The sequence below is a fragment of the Andreprevotia sp. IGB-42 genome, from assembly GCF_009848685.1.
Lineage (GTDB): Bacteria > Pseudomonadota > Gammaproteobacteria > Burkholderiales > Chitinibacteraceae > Andreprevotia.
The window spans coordinates 77,569-95,101 of record NZ_WXTX01000012.1; the positions used below are offsets into that span (position 1 = coordinate 77,569).

A 17,533-nucleotide genomic window follows, 5' to 3' on the forward strand; every position below is an offset into this window, starting at 1 on the left:
CGCACCGGAACAATATGCAATGGCCAGCAGCAATGCCGCGCCCGCAATTGTTCAAGGACATTGACGGGCGTGATTCAGGCGGCAATCCAGTGCATGGAAAAACGGGTAGCGCATGCGCGGCCAATTGCACACTGCGAGCCGGCGGCATTGTTCCAAGCCCAGCCGCTGTAAAGTTAACCAAGAAAGAAGCGACGCAACGGCGACCGAACCTGCGCAAGCTGACAAAATTTCCGTCATTGCCTGTCTGCCAGGCGATGCCGGCAGCATCGCGCAACGAGTACCCGGCCAAGCATGGCCTGATGTTGCGTTACCGAAGTACACCACGACAGATTGGCACAGCCGATTGCAAGCAGCCATACCAGCGCGCCGGATCAGGCAGCGCAATGCCTTGGCAAAATCGCGCTGGCAGTCACCCTTTACCCCGGCGCAGCGCTGAGCGCGCGCCTCAACGATTCAGCATGCAGAGCCAGACATGACCACATTGACCCCCGCCCAGGAAAGCATCGACAAGCTGATCAAGCAAGGCGAGCTGGAGCAAGCCCTGAACCAGATTCAGGATGTGGTACGCAATGCACCGTCGTATCCGCCGCACCGCGTGGTGCTGATACAACTGCTGCTGGCATTAGGCCAGTGGGATCGTGCCGAGAAACAACTGCAGCAACTGGAACAGACCGACCGCGAGTACACGCGCTTTTGCCAGACTTACCTGGGTGCGCTGCGCGGCGAGCGCCAGCGTCTGGCCGTATTTCAGGGTGATGCCGCACCGCAAATGGGCGACGAGCCACCGCAATGGCTGGTGATGCAGATCAATGCATTCCTGATGGAGCGCACCAAGGCGCATCGCGCAGCGGTGACCGAACGCCAGCATGCCGCCGAATCAGCCCCGGCTGTCCGTGGCGAGGTGGATGGCACCCCATTTGAATGGCTGGCCGATGCCGACCCGCGACTGGGCCCGGTGGTCGAAGCCATGCTCGACGGCCAATACCATTGGCTGCAGCAGAGCGACATCCGCCAGATCGACTTTTTTGCCACGCAAACTTTGATGGATCTGATCTGGCGCCAGGCCACCATCACCACGCACGATGGCGTGGCCCACCCGGCACTCATTCCGGCCCGCTACCCGGAATCGCCCAATGCGGATGCGCGCTATGCACTGTGCCGCGCCACGGATTGGCTGAACGTGGGTAGTGACGGCTGGCAAGGCATCGGGCAGCGCGTACTGGGTACAGAAGAAGCAGAATACGGGCTGCTGGACATCAAGCTGATCCGCTTCGAGAACAACAAACAAACGGGGGACACTGAATAATGGCCGAAGCACTGAATGAAACCGCAACACGCATCATCGCTGCCTGCGAGCAGAACTGGGATGCCTGGAAAAACGATTGCAGCGGCTTTCTGAAAGCAGTCGGCGCAACCCTGGGCGTTGCGCTGCAAGGCAATGCCAACGCCATCGGCACTTACCTGGAAACCGCTGCCGATTGGCAAAACCTCGGCAGCGACCTCGCCACCGCACAACTGCGCGCCAACAACGGCATGTTCGTCGTGGGCGCACTCAATACCCGTGGTCATGGGCACGTGGTGGTGGTGGTTGCCACCGATACGCCGCACCCCTACCCGGTGGCCTACTGGGGCACGTTTGGCGCCGCTGGCCGCAAGAATGCCACCATCAACTACAGCTGGCGTGCCAGCGATCTGGCCAACGTCAAGTTCTACGCCCGTCCGCTATGAGCCAGACTGCCACGCTGTTTGCCTTGCTGTTCGCCGCGTTCTGGTCACCCTGGGCGGTTGCGGATTGCCAATTGCAGGAAGCCACGCCAGCCGTGCTGGCCGAACTGGCCGGCGGCGTCACGCTGGAAGGCAGTGACGACAATGCCGAAGCCCCGCTCTGGCTGGGCCCGGTGCGCACGCCTGCCTGCACGCTGGAGCCGGAATTGTTCCGCGGCCCGCTGGCCACCGCGCAGGGCCGCTACCTGTTCCTGATCCGCACCAGCGGCAGTGAACAGCAACTGGCGCAGTACGATCTGCAACAATGCAAGCTGATCTGGCAAAGCAAGCCGCAATTCGGCGCTGCAAGGCTACTGAAAGACGGCTACCAGATTGGCAAGAAGCGCTTACGCTTCGACCCGCAGTGCCGGCCACGCAAAACATCATGAACAAGCGCGTGCCACCACAACCCCGCGCCATATCGGCGAGGCATGCCGCTGCGGATGCCATTGCATCCGCAGCCAGCGCCAACCGTGCAGCGGCCAACCTGGGCATGCCACGGCACGCAGCCCCCTGCCCTGCCACGCAGGCGCGGCAGCTCGATCATCGTTTCATTGCGCACCCTCGGCCAGCCCGGGCAGCGCAACCCCATCCTAACCGTGTGACGTCTTCCGCAAAATCCGGGATCCTACATGTTTGATAATCGCTCAATCCGCCTGCACAGCCCGCTGCCCGATACCAGCCTGTTCTTCCGCAACCTGACTGGGGGTGAGGCGCTGAGTACGATCGGCCATTATCAACTGGCCGCCCTCTCGCTCAGCCCGGATCTGCCGCTGGATGATCTGGTAGGCCACCCGGTCACCATCGAGCTGGATCTGCCCAAAGGCGGACAGCGCTATATCCACCAGTATGTGGCCAGCATTGCGCTGATCGGCAAAGAGGGCCAGCACTACCGCTATGAAGCTGAATTGCGCCCATGGCTATGGTTTCTGACCCGCACTGCGGACTGGAAGATTTTCCAGAAGCAAAGCACGCTGGATATCGTCAAGAAGGTGTTTGCCGATCACGGCATTGCCCGCTTTGAAGAACGCACCACGCAGAACTACCCGCCCCGCCGCTACTGTGTGCAGGCGGGCGAAACCGATGCCAACTTCGTGATGCGCCTGCTGGAGCAGGAAGGCATCTACTTCTTCTTTGAACACAAGGCAGACCAGCACGTGCTGGTACTGGCCGATGGCCTGCCCGCACACAAGCCGCGCCCGGGCTACGAGACATTGCCGTTCGAGCACGGCGCCAACGACGGCGGCATGCGTATCGATGAAGAACACTTTGCCAACTGGCGTTACGGCAAGGTGGTGGAAAGCACGCGTTTCATCGTCAACGAATACGACTACTTCCGCCCTTCCGCCAACCTGCAGCTCAAGGCCACCGAAACCCGCGCGCACGGCCAGGCCCAGCACGATGTTTACCTGTGGCCCAGCGAGTATTACGCCAACGACCGCGGCCAGCACTTTGCCGATGTGCGGCTGGAAGAAAGCCAAGCCCGCCATGAAACAGCCAGCGGCAGCGGCCCGATTGAAGGCTTGGGCGCCGGCCAGCTGTTCACGCTGATCGACCACCCGCGCAATGATCAGAACCAGCAGTTCATGATCACCAGCGAACACTTGGTGCTGGAAGAGAACACCTACGAATCCACCGGCTCCGGCACCGGCCAGCGTGAGTGCCATATCACCGTGCTGCCGAGCAAGACCGCCTACCGCCCGCCGCGCGCCACGCCCAAGCCCATCATCCAGGGCACGCAAACGGCCAGCGTGGTCGGCCCTGCCGGTGAAGAAATCTATTGTGACGAAAAAGGCCGTGTGAAGATCCAGTTCCACTGGGATCGCTACGGCGCCAAGAACGAGCAATCCGGCTGCTGGGTACGCGTAGCCAGTGCCTGGGCCGGCCAGGGCTTTGGCGCCACCGCCATTCCGCGTATCGGCCAGGAAGTGCTGGTGTCCTTCATCGAAGGCGATGCAGACCGCCCCATCATCAGCGGCCGGGTTTACAACGAAGAACAGCCTACCCCGTTCGGCCACGCCAGCAGCAAGACCCAAAGCGGCCTGATCAGCCGTTCCAGCCCGGGTGGCGGGCCGGATAATGCCAACATGTTGCGGTTTGAAGACAAAACCGGCGCGGAGGAAGTCAAATTCCAGGCGGAAAAAGACATGAACGGCCTGGTCAAGAACAATCAGGGTTACGTGGTTGGCAATGATGAGCAACGCTACGTGGGCCATGATCAGGTACTGCGCGTACACAATGACCGGGTTGAAGTTGTCAAGAATGCGCTGACCATCATGGCCGGCGCAAGCCGCGCAGATGCGGTAGGCACCACCTACCTCATCGAGGCCGGCGATGCGATCCGCCTGGTGTGCGGCAAGACCGTGCTGGAAATGAGTGCGGACGGCATGTTCAGCATCAGCTGCGAAGCCTTCAATATCACCGCCAAGCAAAGCGGTGAAATCAATACCCTGGGTGGCAAGCTTGATTTGAACAAGGATGGTGGCGCAGCCAGTACCGATTCCGGCCCGCATGGCCAGAAAGGCACCATCGTGAATACCGTCAATCAAAACTTCCCAAGCAAGTAAAGGCCAGCAATCGTGAATTACCTTATCAATGAAGCGCTTTTCAAGTTGCCGGACCCTACGCCAACTGATTACACCATCAACATGATCAAGCTGAACCAGCTTGGGGCCAACCTTGCCATTGGCCGGGGCCAGATGCAGCCGGATGAAACCAGCCTGGAAGAGAACGTGAAGCGCCAGCTGGAAGCATTGGACCGCCAAGTGAGCAGCTTGCGGATTCAAAACCAGAGCGCCTGCCAGATTGGCGAAAATCTGCAATACCCGGCATTTGAAATCCAATCCCGCTTTGTGCGGGGCAACGAGATCATTTACCAGCACCAGGTCATCCTGCAGATTCCGGATACCGACAAAACGCTGGTATTTACGTATTCAAAGCCCACCGCGATGAATGAACAGGACGCACAAGCCTGGCAGGCCATCAAAAGCAGCATTCGCCTTGCGCAAGCCAACCCACAATAAAGCCCCCCGACATGTCTGATCTCTGTGCCGCACGCCTGGGTGACCCCATTGTTCACACCTCCCTCCTAGGCGACATTCTGAAAGTCGCGCTGGATATTGCCGCATACGCATTGATTACAGCCGCCGCCGTTGCCGCGGTTGCAGCTGCCGCAGCGGCAACCGGGTTGACCTTGGGCGCAGGTGCGCCCCTGTTGATTGGCGTGGTTGTCGGGATCGGCATGGGGGTCTCTGGTGGCTCCGGCTTACTGGATAAAGCCACCACCGGGATAGCCAATTTCATCTGCCCCCCGCAGGAAGACGGCAAGATCCTGACCGGCTCTACCAATACCTTCACCAACAGCAAGCCTGCTGCCCGTGCAGCCGGCAAGGTGGGGGGTGGCCCTGCGTCGCCACCGCCCGCACCCAGCCTGGGTGATGAGGTAGTCGGGTTTCTGTCGGACATGTGGCGGCCCACGATTGCGGTAGCGGCACCGGGCTCATCCCCTGTGCCACTGGATACCGTGCTGTGTGGCAAACATCCGCCCGCCCCACCGGCTTTTCTGGCACAAGGCTCGGAATCCGTTTTCATCAACAGCCAGCCCGCCACACGCAAAGGTGACAAAACCACCTGCGGTGCAGATGTGGGCACGGCATCCAAGAACGTATTCATTGGTGGCCAGACCATTACCGTGCGTGACGTAAAAAGCGGTGCCAACCCCTGGGTGGGTGCCATTGCTACGGTAGCCCTGCTGCTGACTGGCAAGGTCAAAGGCAGCTTCTGCACCAAGCTACTCTGTATGGGTGGCAGCTTTGTGGTCGGTGTTGCCACTGCGTATGTCACGCAGCGCGCCGTTACCGCAATCAACAACTTCCGTCAGGGTAGCCCGGTACACGTGCTGAGCGGTGCCAAGGTACTCGATGCGGAAGACGATCTCGACTTTTCACTACCGGGCCGCATGCCCATTACCTGGCAGCGGGTATATAACAGCCGCAACCTGTCCTCCACCGGTTTGTTTGGTCAGGGCTGGTCTTGCGATTACGCCCAACAGATCAGTACCGACCTCCGCCCGGATGGCGTGCATTACCATCTGCAACTGGATGACGGCCAGGTGCTCAGTGTGCCGCCCATGGCCGCGGGCGAGTCTTATCACGTTGTCGATCTGGGGCTGCGCGTAGGCCGTACCGAAGGCGATCACCTGATCGTCGAGATCATTGATGCCGGCATCTATTATCTGTTTGGCAAGCTTGACCATCTTGCCGCAGTGCAAAACCAGCCATTGCGTGGCATTGAAGACCGCCACGGCAACCGCCTGACCTTGCGCCACGACGAACATGGCCGCTTGTACCAGATGATCAACTGCAGTGGCGTGCTGGTTGAACTGAGTTATGACCCGCAGCACCCGCAGCGCGTAGCAAAGATGGAACGCCTGTATCTCAATCAGGCGCCAGAGCGCGAAACGCTGGTTGAATACGCTTACGATGCACGCGGCCAGCTCATTGAAGTGCGCGACAGCGCGGGCCAGAGCGTGCGCCGTTTTGCCTATGACAACAATAGTTTGATGGTGGAACAAGCCTTGCGCACCGGCCTGATATGCCATTACGAGTGGCAGCAGGTGCAGGATGCGCAGGGCGTTTTTCCAAGGGTGGTGCGCCACACCAACAGCCTTGGTCAGCTCTGGCAATTTGCCTATGACGGCGAGCAAGGCATCACCCGCTGCACCGATCAACTGGGCCGCACGCAAACGTGGACCTGGGATGCGCTGTATCAGGTGCTCAGCCACACCGATGCACTGGGCCGCACTACCCTGTGCGAATGGACCGAACAACGGATGCCCGCAGCCATCGAAGGGCCGGACGGCGGCCGTGATACAGCCAGCTATGACGATGCCGGCAATGTGGTGGCGCTGACTGACCCACTGGGCCGCAGCTATACCTTCAGTTGGCACCCGCAGTGGCTGCAGGTGGTCAACATGGTCGAGCCAGGTGGCCAGGCCTGGCAGTTCGAGTATGACAACGAAGGCCAGCGTGTACGCACTACGGACCCGCTTGGCCATGTCACGCTGGAGAACTACGACGATCATGGTCAACTGATCAAGATCACCGACCCGCGCGGCGGCCAGAACCTGCTGGTGTGGAACGGCATGGGGCAGTTGATCCAGGAAACCGATTGCTCCGGGAAATCCAGCTATTTCTATTACGATGTGCATGGCCTGCCCATCCGCACCGTCAACGCCATCGGCAACGAAACCAGCTTCAACTGGGATGCAGTGGGCCAGCTGAAGCAACTGCAACTGGCCGATGGCAGCCAGCAGCAATTTCACTGGTCCACGGAAGGATGGCTGGCAGCGGAGACCGATGCCCTCGGCCAGATCACCCGCTACGAGCGTGACCCGCTGGGCCGGCTGGCCCGCAAAACCGACCCGCTACACGGCACGCTGGCATTTGAATACGACCGCGCCGGCAACCTGGCGCAACTGCGTAACCAGAACCAGCAAAGCTACGGCTTCAATTACGACGCTGCGGACCAATGCACCGCTGAAATCTCGCTGGATGGCCGCCGCCGTGAGTATGGCCTGGATATCAATGGCAATACGGTGGAAGTGCGTGAAGCCGCAGGCAGCGTGCACCAGATCGTTACCGAGCTACAGCGCGATATCATGGGCCGGCTGGTTGCCAAGATCACCGCGGAAACCGTCACCCGCTACAGCTGGGATGCCAATGACCAGGTCATCCAGGTAGCACGCTGGGCCAGGGATGATACGGCGGAACAGCAGCAAGGTGCTTTCATCGACCAGATCGACTGGGCCTATGATCCACTGGGCAGCCTGCTAAGTGAAACCACCAAGCGGCTGCGCGCCTCCCCCTACCCCGGGCAGCCCGCGCAGGAAGACGTGCAGACGCTGCAGCACGAATACGATGTGCTGGGTAACCGTATTGCCACCACCCTGCCCGATGGCCGCCGGCTGCAATGGCTGAGCTATGGTAGCGGCCATGTGCACCAGATCATGCTGGATGGCGAGATCATGTGCGATATGGATCGTGATGATCTGCACCGCGAAATTGCCCGCAGCCAGGGTCTTCTGAATTCTGCATTTGAATATGACGCGGTCGGCCGCCAGACCCGCCACTGGGCATTCAAGCCTGGCCAGCAATGGCCATGGCCGCAAGCGCGGGAGGAAATCCGCCAGCGCAGCCTGCACCCGCGTGTGGGCGATGCCCTGGCCAAGCACTTTGAATATGGCCCGACTGGCGAGCTGACCCGCCGGCAAGACACCATCAATGGTGAAGCACTGTTCAGCTACGACGCCATCGGCCGCCTGCGCGAAGCGCGCTCGTCAGTGGTGAATGAACACTTCGCCTACGATGCCGCCTCCAACATGCTGGACCCGGTACGCACCGGCCAGGCGCAAGCCGCACTGCTGCACAACCGTATCAGCGTGCACGAAGACAAACGCTTTGCCTACGATGCGCACGGCAGGCTGGCCGAGAAGCGCATCGGCGCCCATACCATCCAGACCTTCCGCTACAACTGCGAACACCAGTTGATTGAAGTGGCCATCCTCAAACATGGTCAGCAAAGCAGCGTGCGCTTTGAATACGATGCGCTGGGCAGGCGTACTGCCAAGCACAGCGGCAACAGCAGCACCCGCTTTGGCTGGGATGGCATGCAGATGATCCTGGAGGACAGCCACAGCAGCCACACCCTGTACCTGTATGAACCAGGCAGCTATACCCCGCTGGCCCGCGTGGACCGCCGCCCGGATGCCGCCAATGACGATGCAACCGTTTACTGGTTCCACGCCAACCCCACCGGCGCGCCGGAAGAACTGACCGACCGCAATGGCCGCGTAGTGTGGCAGGCACGTTACCAAAGCTGGGGTAACCTGGCGCTGGAGCAACAGCCAGCGGATGAATACGCCGTCACCAAGCTACAGAACGACCTGCGCTACCCCGGCCAGTATCATGACCGGGAAACGGGGCTGCACTACAATACCTTCCGCTACTATGATCCGGACATCGGCCGCTTTACCACAGAAGACCCGATCGGCTTGAATGGTGGTTTGAACCTGTATCAGTATGGGCCCAATCCGTTTGCATGGATTGATCCGTGGGGATGGGTATGTAAAAGTGCTTTTAGTGGTAATCGAGGTAGAAATAAGGCCATGCATGATTTGAAGAGAAATGGCTTTAAGCTTGTTGCTGAAGAAGTAACAATGAAGGTCAACGGCAAACGAATTCGCGCTGACTTTGTCATGCAAGACCAACAAGGAAAATATCACGTCTTCGAAGTAAAGCATGGCTCCGGTGGCCTCACGAAAAATCAAAAGGCTGCAGGCGTTTTTGATATGAAATCACCTGCCAATACTACAAAAAATCTTGGGGGAGGAACAATTAAACCTTCTCAAGGAAAACAAGGTGTATTCAAAGTCGCCACACGCGGCCAACCAGGCAAGGAACTAGGTGGATTTGGCGCTCAACACGACGCCACATTCAACCTACTAATTTACAAATAGAGAATAGGCATGTTTGATTTGAAAGAATTTGAGGCAACTTTTCTTGAAACCCTAAAAGAAAGAAAAGAAAGTGGGACATCTTTATCTAAAAACACAATAAAGTATAAAAAAGGCAGCGAGGTGATTGCTGAAATATATATACAACATTTGAGAAATGCAGATGGCTACTATGCTGGAGCACGTGCTTACAGCAGCGAAATTGAGAATTTTTGTAAAGAGGCTGCGCCGCCCTACAAGAACAATTTATCTAACCCCGCTTTTTTTTCTGCCACATCCCAAAATGAGCCATATAAAAGGTTTGGCGATGATACAACCGGAGTTGTCAGGCTAAACAAAAATCAAAGCACAAAAGAAAATGCCGAGCGAATTTTTCAAAAATTAAATGAATTCTACATAAGAAGAATTAAAAATTGCCTAACCCTCGACACAGCTTTGATTAAAGAAGTCATTGATAGCCCAAACGATTTTTCATACCCGTTCTTGATAGTTGTTTTTGCAGCAAAGCAAAGCAAACTACCTTTTGACAGCGAGGCAGTCCAAGAAGCTATATGTAAAAAAGGCATGCTTGGGAAAAAAGATTTTGATTTTGCATTTGCTAAAAAATATTTAGCCTAATTAATCGGACACCAACGGCCTCGGCAAGTCAGAAACGTTGTCAAATAGAAATTGACGGAGCCCTTGGCAGAAAATCAGTAATCGATCAAACGATTACATAGAACTCCAAAGAATTCCAAAAAATGCTAAGGAACATCTGCAAAAATCAGCACCCGGCCGACTGATGTGATTGAATCAGGCATCCCACTCAAGCGCCAGCACAATGAAACAGCAAAGCGTCGCCGAACACGCCTTCACCAAGCAGCCCAAGGCCACCAAGCGTCAGCAGTTTCTGGCAGGGATTGACGAGGTCGTCCCTTGGGAGCGGCTGTGCAGCGTGATCGAACCGTTCTACCCCACGGGTACTTCCAGAAACCCCTTTTTCCATAAAACACCGCTTATATCAATCAATAGGTTACATGCGCACGGCGGTTGAAAATCGAGGTTTTTGGAAGTTCCCATTAATCCAGCGTGTTATCCACAACATCCCCACCCAGCGCCTGATACAGCTTCATCAAGTCATTCAGTTGCCGATAGCGGTTTTCGGCCAGCGTGATTTCGATGGCGCGGCGCGCTTGCTGTTGGTCCAGCCAATCTTTCACGCCGGTCTTGCCGGCGCGATAGCGCACTTCTGCCAGGGTTTCGCTGCGGCGGGCCAGATCAAACGCGCGCTGCAGTGCCTCCCCTTCTTGCAAATCATGGCTGCGGGCGGATAACGCGTTTTCCACATCGGCCAGCGCCTTGTAGAGCGCCTGGCGGAATTGCACCACGGCAAGCTGGTAATCGGCTTGCGATACCTTGATGGTGAGCTGGGTGGTGTTCCATTGCAGGAAGGGCAGCGTCAGCCCTGCCCCCAGCGTGCCGATGGGGTTGCTCAGTACATTGCCGAGATTGGTGCTGACACTGCCCACGCTGCCGGTCAACGTGAATGCCGGGTAGAAGCTGGCGCGAGTGGCATCCACATTGGCCATGCTGGCGCGCAAGCGCCATTCTGCTGCTTGCAGATCCGGCCGGCGGGCCAGTACATCGGCGGGGATGCCTTCCGGAACCGTGGGCAATGGCGTTTGCGGCAGCGCTGCCAGCTCCAGCTCCCGCTGCTGCGGTGCCTGGTCGAAAAGGATGGCCAGTGCGTTACGTGCTTCTTCGCGCTGCTGTTGCAGGTTGACCAGGGTGGCTTGCTGGGTGGCCACACTTTGCGCGGCTTGCACTTCATCCAGCCCGGCCACCGCGCCGGCCTTGTGCTGCACGTGTACCAGCGCCAGTGTCTTTTCGGTATAGGCAAGGCTGGCCTCGGCCGAGGCAATGCGCTGGTTCAGGTAGGCGATTTGCCAGTACAGCTGCGCGGTGGTGCCGATCAGCGCCAGCGCGGTATTGCGGCGATCCAGCTCGGTGGCGTTGGCTTCCCAGGCGGCGGCGTCGCGCTGGCGCGCCAGCTTGCCCCACAGGTCGATTTCATAGCTGAGCGATGCGGTGGCGTTGTAGCTACGCACGCTGCGGCCACCCTCTTTCAGATCTTGCTGCACGTTGCCCCCCGCCCCCACGGTTACGCTGGGGGTGAGGTTGGTATCAGTCAGCCCGGCTTGCAGCCGGGCGCGCTGCACCCTGATGGTGGCCGCGGCCAGATCGTTGTTGCTGCGCAGTGCCTTGTCGATCAGCGCATCCAGTTGCGGATCACCAAAGCGCTGCCACCAGCGTTCGCCACTGGCAACCTGCGGCCCGGTGATGGCCGTGCCTTGCCATTGCGCCGGCATCGCTACCGCCGGGCGCTGGTAATCACTTTGCAGTGCGCTGCCACAGCCGGCCAGCAACAGTGCCAATGCCAGCGTGGGTAGCCTTGTATACATTCTTGCTCGCATGGGGGTCATTCGCGTGCCAGTGCCTCGATCGGATCCAGCCGGGCGGCGTTGCGGGCCGGCAGGTAGCCAAAGCCAATGCCGATCAGCGTGGAGCACACGCAGGCCACCACGATGGAGGCGATGGAAAACTGCATGGCAATCACCTGCACGAAGTAAGAGAACACCACGCCGATGCCCAGCGAGAGCACCACGCCGATCAGCCCGCCAATCAGGCAAACCAGCGCGGCCTCGATCAGAAATTGCTGCATGATGTCGCCCTGGCGCGCGCCCACCGCCATGCGGATGCCGATCTCGCGCGTGCGTTCAGTGACGGATACCAGCATGATGTTCATCACGCCGATGCCGCCCACCGCCAGCGAAATCAGCGCGATGGAGGAAATCAGCAAGGCCAGCGTAGCAGTGGTTTGTTCCACGGTCTTGAGTATGCTGTCGCTGCTGAAGGTGAAGAAATCCTTGCTGCCATGCCGTACGGTCAGCAGCCGGGTCAGGCTTTGCTCGGCCTGGTCATTGGGCAGGCCGTCGCGCACCCGCGCGGTGATGCTGCTCAGGTGGCTTTGGCCAAGTAGCCGCCCCATTGCGGTGGTATAGGGTATCCACACATTCAGATTGGCATCGTTACCGAAGCCACCGCTTTTCTTGGCCGCCACGGCGATGATGCGGGCCGGCACCGTGCCCAGCAGGATGATCTCGCCCACCGGGTTACCGCCGTGCGGAAACAGCTTATTGCGGGTGTTGTCGTCGATGACCACCACCTGTGCCTGACGGCGTACGTCTTCCTCACGGAATGCGGCCCCTTGGGCCATGGTCACGCCCTTGACGCGGAAAAACTGCTCCCCCACCCCGGCCACTTGCGCGGCGGCCTCGATATTGCGGTAGCGCAACGTACCACTACCATTCAACTGCGGCGTGGCGCTATCCACATAGACTTGTGCCTGCAGCGCGGTAACGTCCGCAGCCACCAGCGTGTGGATGCTGCCAGCCTTGCTGTCGCCCCAATCCTTGCCGGGGAAAATCTCGATGGTATTGGTGCCCATGGCGCTGATATCGCTGATCACCTTCTGCCGGGCGCCCTGCCCCAGCGCCACCACCGAGACCACCGATGCAATGCCGATAATGATGCCCAGCATGGTCAGCAAGGTGCGCATGCGGTTGGACACCATGGCAATCCACGCCATCTTGAATGCCTCGCCAAAGCGGCTGGCATTGAAGCGCCTGGCGCGGGCCGGGGCGGCAGGCTTCACCAGCACCGTGCGCTCGCCATCGCCGGCAACGGGGTTGGCACGGTCTGCAACGATTTCGCCATCATGGATTTCGATGATGCGCCCGGCGTTGCTGGCCACCTGCATGTCGTGGGTAACGATGATCACCGTGTGCCCGGCGCGATGCAGCTCGCGCAAGATGTTCATCACTTCTTCGCCACTATGGCTGTCCAGCGCACCGGTGGGCTCGTCTGCCAGGATGACGTCGCCGCCGTTCATCAACGCGCGGGCGATACTCACGCGCTGTTGCTGGCCGCCAGATAGCTGGCTGGGCAGGTGCAGCGTACGGCCTGCCAGGCCCAGCCTGGTCAGCAATTGCCGTGCGCGCTCGCGACGGTGCGTTTTGTCCACACTGGCATAGACGGCGGGGATTTCGACATTCTGCTCCGCACTCAGGTGCGGCATCAGGTGGTAACGCTGGAAAATGAAGCCGAAATGTTCGCGGCGCAGCGTGGCGAGTTCATCCACGCTCAGCTCACCGGTTTCACGCCCGGCCACGCGGTAGCTGCCGCTGGATGGCTTGTCCAGGCAGCCCAATACATTCATCAGCGTTGATTTTCCGGAACCAGACTGCCCGACAATGGCCACCATTTCGCCCGCGTGAATGCTGAGGTTGATGTTCTTCAACACCACCACTTCTTCATCCCCGGCCGGGAAGCGGCGTTCCAGCTGCATCAACTCAAGCAAGGCCGCCATGCTTACGGCCCCGGCGGCGGCATCATGCCGGCAACCGGCTCACCGATGATCACCTGTTCGCCACCAGCCAGCCCGGCCAGTACCTGTGCATTGACGTTGTTGTTCAGCCCCGCCTTCACCTGGCGGGTTTCCACCTTGCCATTCTTCAGCACCCGAACTTCATAGCGCCCGTCCTTGCCGCGCAAGCCCAATGCTGCTGCCGGTACGGTTAGCGCCTGTTTGGCCTCACCCTGCACGATGGACACCTGCGCCGTCATCGATGTGCGCAGCACGTGATTGGGGTTGGCCACGTCGAACAGGCCGTTGTAATAGACGGCGCTGCTGGAGGAACTGCTGCTGTTGATGGATTCCGGCGCGGGTTCGATGGCACGCAGCCTGGCGTAGAAGCGCCGCTCCGGCACGCCCAGGATGGTGAAGTACACCGTCTGGCCCGCCTTCACACGCACCACGTCGGCCTCGGAGATTTGTGCCTTGATGGTCATGGTATCGAGGTTGGCCATGATCAGGATGGTGGGCGCGGATTGGGCCGAAACCACCGTCTGCCCTTCCTTGGTGACTACCGAGATGATCTCGCCATCCATGGGCGCCATGATGCGGGTGTAGCCCAGATTGGTCTGCGCGGTATCCACCTGCACGCGCGATTGGGCGATCTGTGCATCCACTGCAGCCAGTTCGGCGCGGGTGGAATCGAGCTGCGCCTGTGCGCTTTCCAGATCGGCACGCGGGCTGGCATCGCTGGCGATCATCTGCTGCTGGCGCTTGAGTGCCAGATCATACTGGCGCAGCAGCGCTTCCTTGGCACGGCGCTGTGCCTCGACGTTCTGCAGGCCAGCCTGTGCGTTGCGCAGATCATTCTGCTGGATGGCAGGGTCGATCTCGGCCAGCAGCTGGCCCTTCTTCACACTATCGCCCAACTTCACCTTCAGCGCTTTCAGCTGCCCGTTCACCTGTGCACCGACGCTGACCTGGGTAATGGGCTCCAGCGTGCCGCTGGCCAATACCGCTTCTTCGATATCCATGCGCGCCACCGGCGCAGTCAGGTATTGGGGGGGTGGCGCAGGCCGCTTGAAATACCATACCAGCAAAGCCACCACGATCAGTACCAGCACAGCCAGCACGATGCGGGTACCGCGTTTTTTCAGTTTCATCCGGAAGCGCTATGTTCGATTGGAATGCCGTCGGCAAAATCAGCCTGGCGGCAGGGCACGCTATCTTAGCTGCAGTCTGTATCAGGAAAACATCGAAACCGTAAAATTCGTGGGATCGGGCTACGGCCTGCCTGTAAAAACAAACAATTCCGTACGCCATTAAGGGCGGTATCCAAAACGGGGGGCGGGTCAGCCTGCGAACGGGCTCAGCCAGCAGGCTGGTGGGCTGCCAGCTGCTGCCAGATCATCGCAACGGCCTGCGCCGGAGTGAGCTGTGCGGTGTCTATGGCCAGTGCTGGCGCCAGCGGCGGCTCATAAGGGGCACTCAGCCCGGTGAACTGGCCTATCTGCCCTGCCTTGGCCTGTGCATACAGGCCCTTGGCATCGCGCCTTGCACACACATCCAGGGCGGTATCCAGAAATACTTCGATGAAATGCTCGCTACCGATAAGGTCACGCGCCAGTTGCCGCTGTATACGCAATGGCGAAATGAACGCGGCCACCACCCAGATGCCACTGCGGTTGGCAAGGCTGGCTACTTCGGCAACGCGGCGGATGTTTTCGGTTCTGTCTGCAGAAGAGAACCCCAGATCACGGTTGAGGCCGGCGCGCACGTCATCACCATCCAGCAACAGCACCGCCAGGCCTGCTGCATTCATCCGCTGCTGCAGCGCCCGGCTGAGCGTGGTTTTACCCGCGCCGGACAAACCCGTAATCCAGACGGTACCGGGGCTGCGTTGCAGCAAGGGGCCGGCATGCGCGGTTCCGGGCATGGGCATCAACAGCGTGTCACCTGGCTTTTGCATACTTGATGGTCGAATCGGGCAGTCCGTGACAGTTTTGGCGATACGGTATGGATCTGATCATGGCCCGGCGCCGTCCCAGCCGGCTGGCACCGAGCCTGCTGCAGCTGGCCACGAGGTAAACAAGCAGCCCATTCCCACGCCTCGGGGCTGCGTGCATGCAGCGGCATACTTCACGTTACCCATATCTGGCCCGCTGGTCAGCAAAAGGCTTTATCAAACCATGCATTTATCCCACAAGAAAAAGAAACTGTGTTGTAATTTCCAATCATCTAGCGATGGCACTTGCGTAAGAAAACCAGGTGCTTATCATATAGGGCGTTGTCATACCGGGCTCTACCTTAATCCATGAGCGCACCCACCCGTCAGCCTGTCGATCTGTCTGCGTTGCAGCTATGCCCCGCTGCGGACGGCGATCTCGACTTCCTGCGGGTGCTGTTTGCCTCTACCCGCATCGACGAACTGGCGCTATCTGGCTGGAGCGACGAGCAAAAAGCACAGTTTCTGCTGCAGCAGTTTGAAGCGCAGCACGCGTATTACCAGCAGCATTATCACGATGCCGAATTCTCGCTGATTGTGTATCAGGAGCAGCCCATCGGCCGCCTGTATGTGTTCCGCGGGCCAAGCACGATCAACCTGATCGATATTTCACTGCTGCCAGACTGGCGGCAATGCGGCATCGGCAGCCATTACCTGCGTGCGCTGACCGCAGAGGCAGACCAAGCCGGTAAGGCGATCCGGCTGTTTGTCGAGCAGACCAACCCAGCCAGGCAGCTGTATGAGCGTTTTGGTTTTTCGGTCACCGGCAGTAACAACCTTTATCTGCAGATGCATCGTACTACCACTGGAATGCCGCAGTCACAGGCCCGGGCAATGGAAACAACCGCATGACCGCTATTCCGAGTTTCACAGACCTGCAGCAATCGCTAGAGCAAAACTGGCACCTGAGCTGGGAAGGCCATGGCGGCGTGGACGTGCAGCTCGTCGAAGTGAATGAAGGCGTGGCAATGAACCGCCGGTTCGAATGCTACAGCGCCGTATTCAGGCAGCCCGCTGGCCTGCAGTTGCCGCAATACACCTACCTGCTGCACAGCCCCGCAAAGATGCAATGGCCAGTGATGCTGACACCCATCGGCCCCGACGAAGATGGCGAACATCATTTGTTACAGGCTGTTTTCCATTGCCGGCGGCCTGTTGAGGCAGCAATAGCGGATACCCAATGATCTTCTCGCGGCTCGCCGCGCAACCAGCCGACGATGTCGGCCGTATACCAAGTGGAGCAGCAAAATGAGTGATCCGTTTATCGGTGAAATTCGTATGGTCGGTTTCAATTTCGCCCCGCGTGGCTGGGCTTCCTGCAATGGTGCGCTGGTCGGCATTGCGCAGAACCAGGCGCTGTTTTCCTTGCTGGGCACCGTATATGGCGGCAATGGCCAGCAAACATTCGGCCTGCCTGACTACCGCGGCCGCAGCCCGGTTGGCCAGGGCCAGGGCCCGGGCCTGACCCCGATCACACAGGGTGAACTGGCTGGTGCTGAAAACATCACGTTGCTCACTCCGCAACTGCCACAGTTCATCCCGAATGTGACGGTCAACGTTGCCATTCCGGCAGTGACTGCCAGCACCAATGTGGCGGCAGTGCCTTCGGCGACCAGCCGCCTGGGCCCGGTTACCGGCAGCGGCCGCCCTGGCACGCTGTACAGCACCGATGCCAGCGACGTCACACTGGCGCCATTTGCAGCACAAGTAACCAGCGCACCGATTGGCGGCAGCCAGCCGATCCCGCTACGCAATCCTTACCTTGGTACCAACTTCGTGATCGCGCTGGAAGGCATTTTCCCTTCACGCAACTGATTCCGAAGTGATACAACGCGTATGGTCTGATCCGCAATAGACT

General features: G+C 59.2%; 15 protein-coding genes. 11 read left to right on the top strand and 4 right to left on the bottom strand.

Annotated elements, in window-relative coordinates; genetic code table 11:
- Window positions 1–472: 472 nt before the first annotated feature.
- The 8 genes from IGB42_RS17115 to IGB42_RS17150 all read left to right on the top strand — a co-directional run bounded on the left by IGB42_RS17115 (window position 473) and on the right by IGB42_RS17150 (window position 10,310).
- On the top strand, window positions 473–1,306 hold the full coding sequence (locus IGB42_RS17115; RefSeq protein WP_159673924.1) for a type VI secretion system accessory protein TagJ: 834 nt from the start codon (window positions 473–475) through the stop codon (window positions 1,304–1,306).
- Window positions 1,306–1,728: a hypothetical protein gene (locus IGB42_RS17120; protein WP_159673926.1), complete on the top strand. Its 423-nt coding sequence runs from the start codon at window positions 1,306–1,308 to the stop codon at window positions 1,726–1,728. The genes IGB42_RS17115 and IGB42_RS17120 overlap by 1 nt, the downstream gene beginning before the upstream one ends.
- Window positions 1,725–2,153 (top strand): hypothetical protein, encoded by a 429-nt coding sequence (locus tag IGB42_RS17125; RefSeq protein WP_159673928.1) that lies wholly within the window; start codon window positions 1,725–1,727, stop codon window positions 2,151–2,153. The genes IGB42_RS17120 and IGB42_RS17125 overlap by 4 nt, the downstream gene beginning before the upstream one ends.
- A 243-nt stretch (window positions 2,154–2,396) precedes the next feature.
- Window positions 2,397–4,331: a type VI secretion system Vgr family protein gene (locus IGB42_RS17130; protein WP_159673930.1), complete on the top strand. Its 1,935-nt coding sequence runs from the start codon at window positions 2,397–2,399 to the stop codon at window positions 4,329–4,331.
- Window positions 4,332–4,343: 12 nt separating this feature from the next.
- Window positions 4,344–4,787: a DcrB-related protein gene (locus IGB42_RS17135; RefSeq protein ID WP_159673932.1), complete on the top strand. Its 444-nt coding sequence runs from the start codon at window positions 4,344–4,346 to the stop codon at window positions 4,785–4,787.
- 11 nt (window positions 4,788–4,798) lie between these two features.
- Window positions 4,799–9,280, top strand: a complete 4,482-nt coding sequence (locus IGB42_RS17140) for an RHS repeat-associated core domain-containing protein (protein ID WP_159673934.1) — start codon at window positions 4,799–4,801, stop codon at window positions 9,278–9,280.
- A 9-nt stretch (window positions 9,281–9,289) separates the two neighbouring features.
- Window positions 9,290–9,895, top strand: coding sequence for a hypothetical protein (locus IGB42_RS17145; RefSeq protein WP_159673936.1), 606 nt, complete (start codon window positions 9,290–9,292; stop codon window positions 9,893–9,895).
- Between the two features lie 202 nt (window positions 9,896–10,097).
- Window positions 10,098–10,310 (top strand): hypothetical protein, encoded by a 213-nt coding sequence (locus tag IGB42_RS17150; RefSeq protein WP_159673938.1) that lies wholly within the window; start codon window positions 10,098–10,100, stop codon window positions 10,308–10,310.
- A 25-nt stretch (window positions 10,311–10,335) separates the two neighbouring features.
- Here IGB42_RS17150 and IGB42_RS17155 read toward each other — a convergent pair whose 3' ends face one another.
- The 4 genes from IGB42_RS17155 to cysC form a co-directional block, all read right to left on the bottom strand.
- Window positions 10,336–11,718, bottom strand: a complete 1,383-nt coding sequence (locus IGB42_RS17155) for an efflux transporter outer membrane subunit (protein WP_201799985.1) — start codon at window positions 11,716–11,718, stop codon at window positions 10,336–10,338.
- Between the two features lie 17 nt (window positions 11,719–11,735).
- On the bottom strand, window positions 11,736–13,685 hold the full coding sequence (gene macB, locus IGB42_RS17160) for a macrolide ABC transporter ATP-binding protein/permease MacB (protein ID WP_159673942.1): 1,950 nt from the start codon (window positions 13,683–13,685) through the stop codon (window positions 11,736–11,738).
- A 2-nt stretch (window positions 13,686–13,687) separates the two neighbouring features.
- Window positions 13,688–14,833, bottom strand: a complete 1,146-nt coding sequence (gene macA, locus IGB42_RS17165) for a macrolide transporter subunit MacA (protein ID WP_159673944.1) — start codon at window positions 14,831–14,833, stop codon at window positions 13,688–13,690.
- 206 nt (window positions 14,834–15,039) lie between these two features.
- The gene (gene cysC, locus IGB42_RS17170; RefSeq protein ID WP_201799986.1) at window positions 15,040–15,612 is read right to left on the bottom strand and encodes an adenylyl-sulfate kinase; all 573 of its coding nucleotides are present in this window, start codon (window positions 15,610–15,612) and stop codon (window positions 15,040–15,042) included.
- A 372-nt stretch (window positions 15,613–15,984) separates the two neighbouring features.
- Between cysC and IGB42_RS17175 the strand changes: the two genes are divergently transcribed.
- The 3 genes from IGB42_RS17175 to IGB42_RS17185 all read left to right on the top strand — a co-directional run bounded on the left by IGB42_RS17175 (window position 15,985) and on the right by IGB42_RS17185 (window position 17,490).
- Window positions 15,985–16,527: an N-acetyltransferase gene (locus IGB42_RS17175; protein WP_159673946.1), complete on the top strand. Its 543-nt coding sequence runs from the start codon at window positions 15,985–15,987 to the stop codon at window positions 16,525–16,527.
- Complete coding sequence (locus IGB42_RS17180; RefSeq protein WP_159673948.1) at window positions 16,524–16,859, top strand: hypothetical protein; 336 nt, start codon at window positions 16,524–16,526, stop codon at window positions 16,857–16,859. The genes IGB42_RS17175 and IGB42_RS17180 overlap by 4 nt, the downstream gene beginning before the upstream one ends.
- Before the next feature lie 64 nt (window positions 16,860–16,923).
- Window positions 16,924–17,490 carry a phage tail protein gene (locus tag IGB42_RS17185; protein ID WP_159673950.1) on the top strand — a complete coding sequence of 189 codons (567 nt, stop codon included), beginning with the start codon at window positions 16,924–16,926 and terminating at the stop codon, window positions 17,488–17,490.
- Window positions 17,491–17,533: the final 43 nt, after the last annotated feature.

Bases quoted from the DNA above. Each gene is read 5' to 3' on its own strand.
- IGB42_RS17115 (WP_159673924.1), top strand. From the start codon at position 473: ATGACCACATTGACCCCCGCCCAGGAAAGCATCGACAAGCTGATCAAG.
- IGB42_RS17120 (WP_159673926.1), top strand. From the start codon at position 1,306: ATGGCCGAAGCACTGAATGAAACCGCAACACGCATCATCGCTGCCTGC.
- IGB42_RS17125 (WP_159673928.1), top strand. From the start codon at position 1,725: ATGAGCCAGACTGCCACGCTGTTTGCCTTGCTGTTCGCCGCGTTCTGG.
- IGB42_RS17130 (WP_159673930.1), top strand. From the start codon at position 2,397: ATGTTTGATAATCGCTCAATCCGCCTGCACAGCCCGCTGCCCGATACC.
- IGB42_RS17140 (WP_159673934.1), top strand. From the start codon at position 4,799: ATGTCTGATCTCTGTGCCGCACGCCTGGGTGACCCCATTGTTCACACC.
- IGB42_RS17145 (WP_159673936.1), top strand. From the start codon at position 9,290: ATGTTTGATTTGAAAGAATTTGAGGCAACTTTTCTTGAAACCCTAAAA.
- IGB42_RS17150 (WP_159673938.1), top strand. From the start codon at position 10,098: ATGAAACAGCAAAGCGTCGCCGAACACGCCTTCACCAAGCAGCCCAAG.
- IGB42_RS17155 (WP_201799985.1), bottom strand. From the start codon at position 11,718: ATGTATACAAGGCTACCCACGCTGGCATTGGCACTGTTGCTGGCCGGC.
- macB (WP_159673942.1), bottom strand. From the start codon at position 13,685: ATGGCGGCCTTGCTTGAGTTGATGCAGCTGGAACGCCGCTTCCCGGCC.
- macA (WP_159673944.1), bottom strand. From the start codon at position 14,833: ATGAAACTGAAAAAACGCGGTACCCGCATCGTGCTGGCTGTGCTGGTA.
- cysC (WP_201799986.1), bottom strand. From the start codon at position 15,612: ATGCCCATGCCCGGAACCGCGCATGCCGGCCCCTTGCTGCAACGCAGC.
- IGB42_RS17175 (WP_159673946.1), top strand. From the start codon at position 15,985: ATGAGCGCACCCACCCGTCAGCCTGTCGATCTGTCTGCGTTGCAGCTA.
- IGB42_RS17180 (WP_159673948.1), top strand. From the start codon at position 16,524: ATGACCGCTATTCCGAGTTTCACAGACCTGCAGCAATCGCTAGAGCAA.
- IGB42_RS17185 (WP_159673950.1), top strand. From the start codon at position 16,924: ATGAGTGATCCGTTTATCGGTGAAATTCGTATGGTCGGTTTCAATTTC.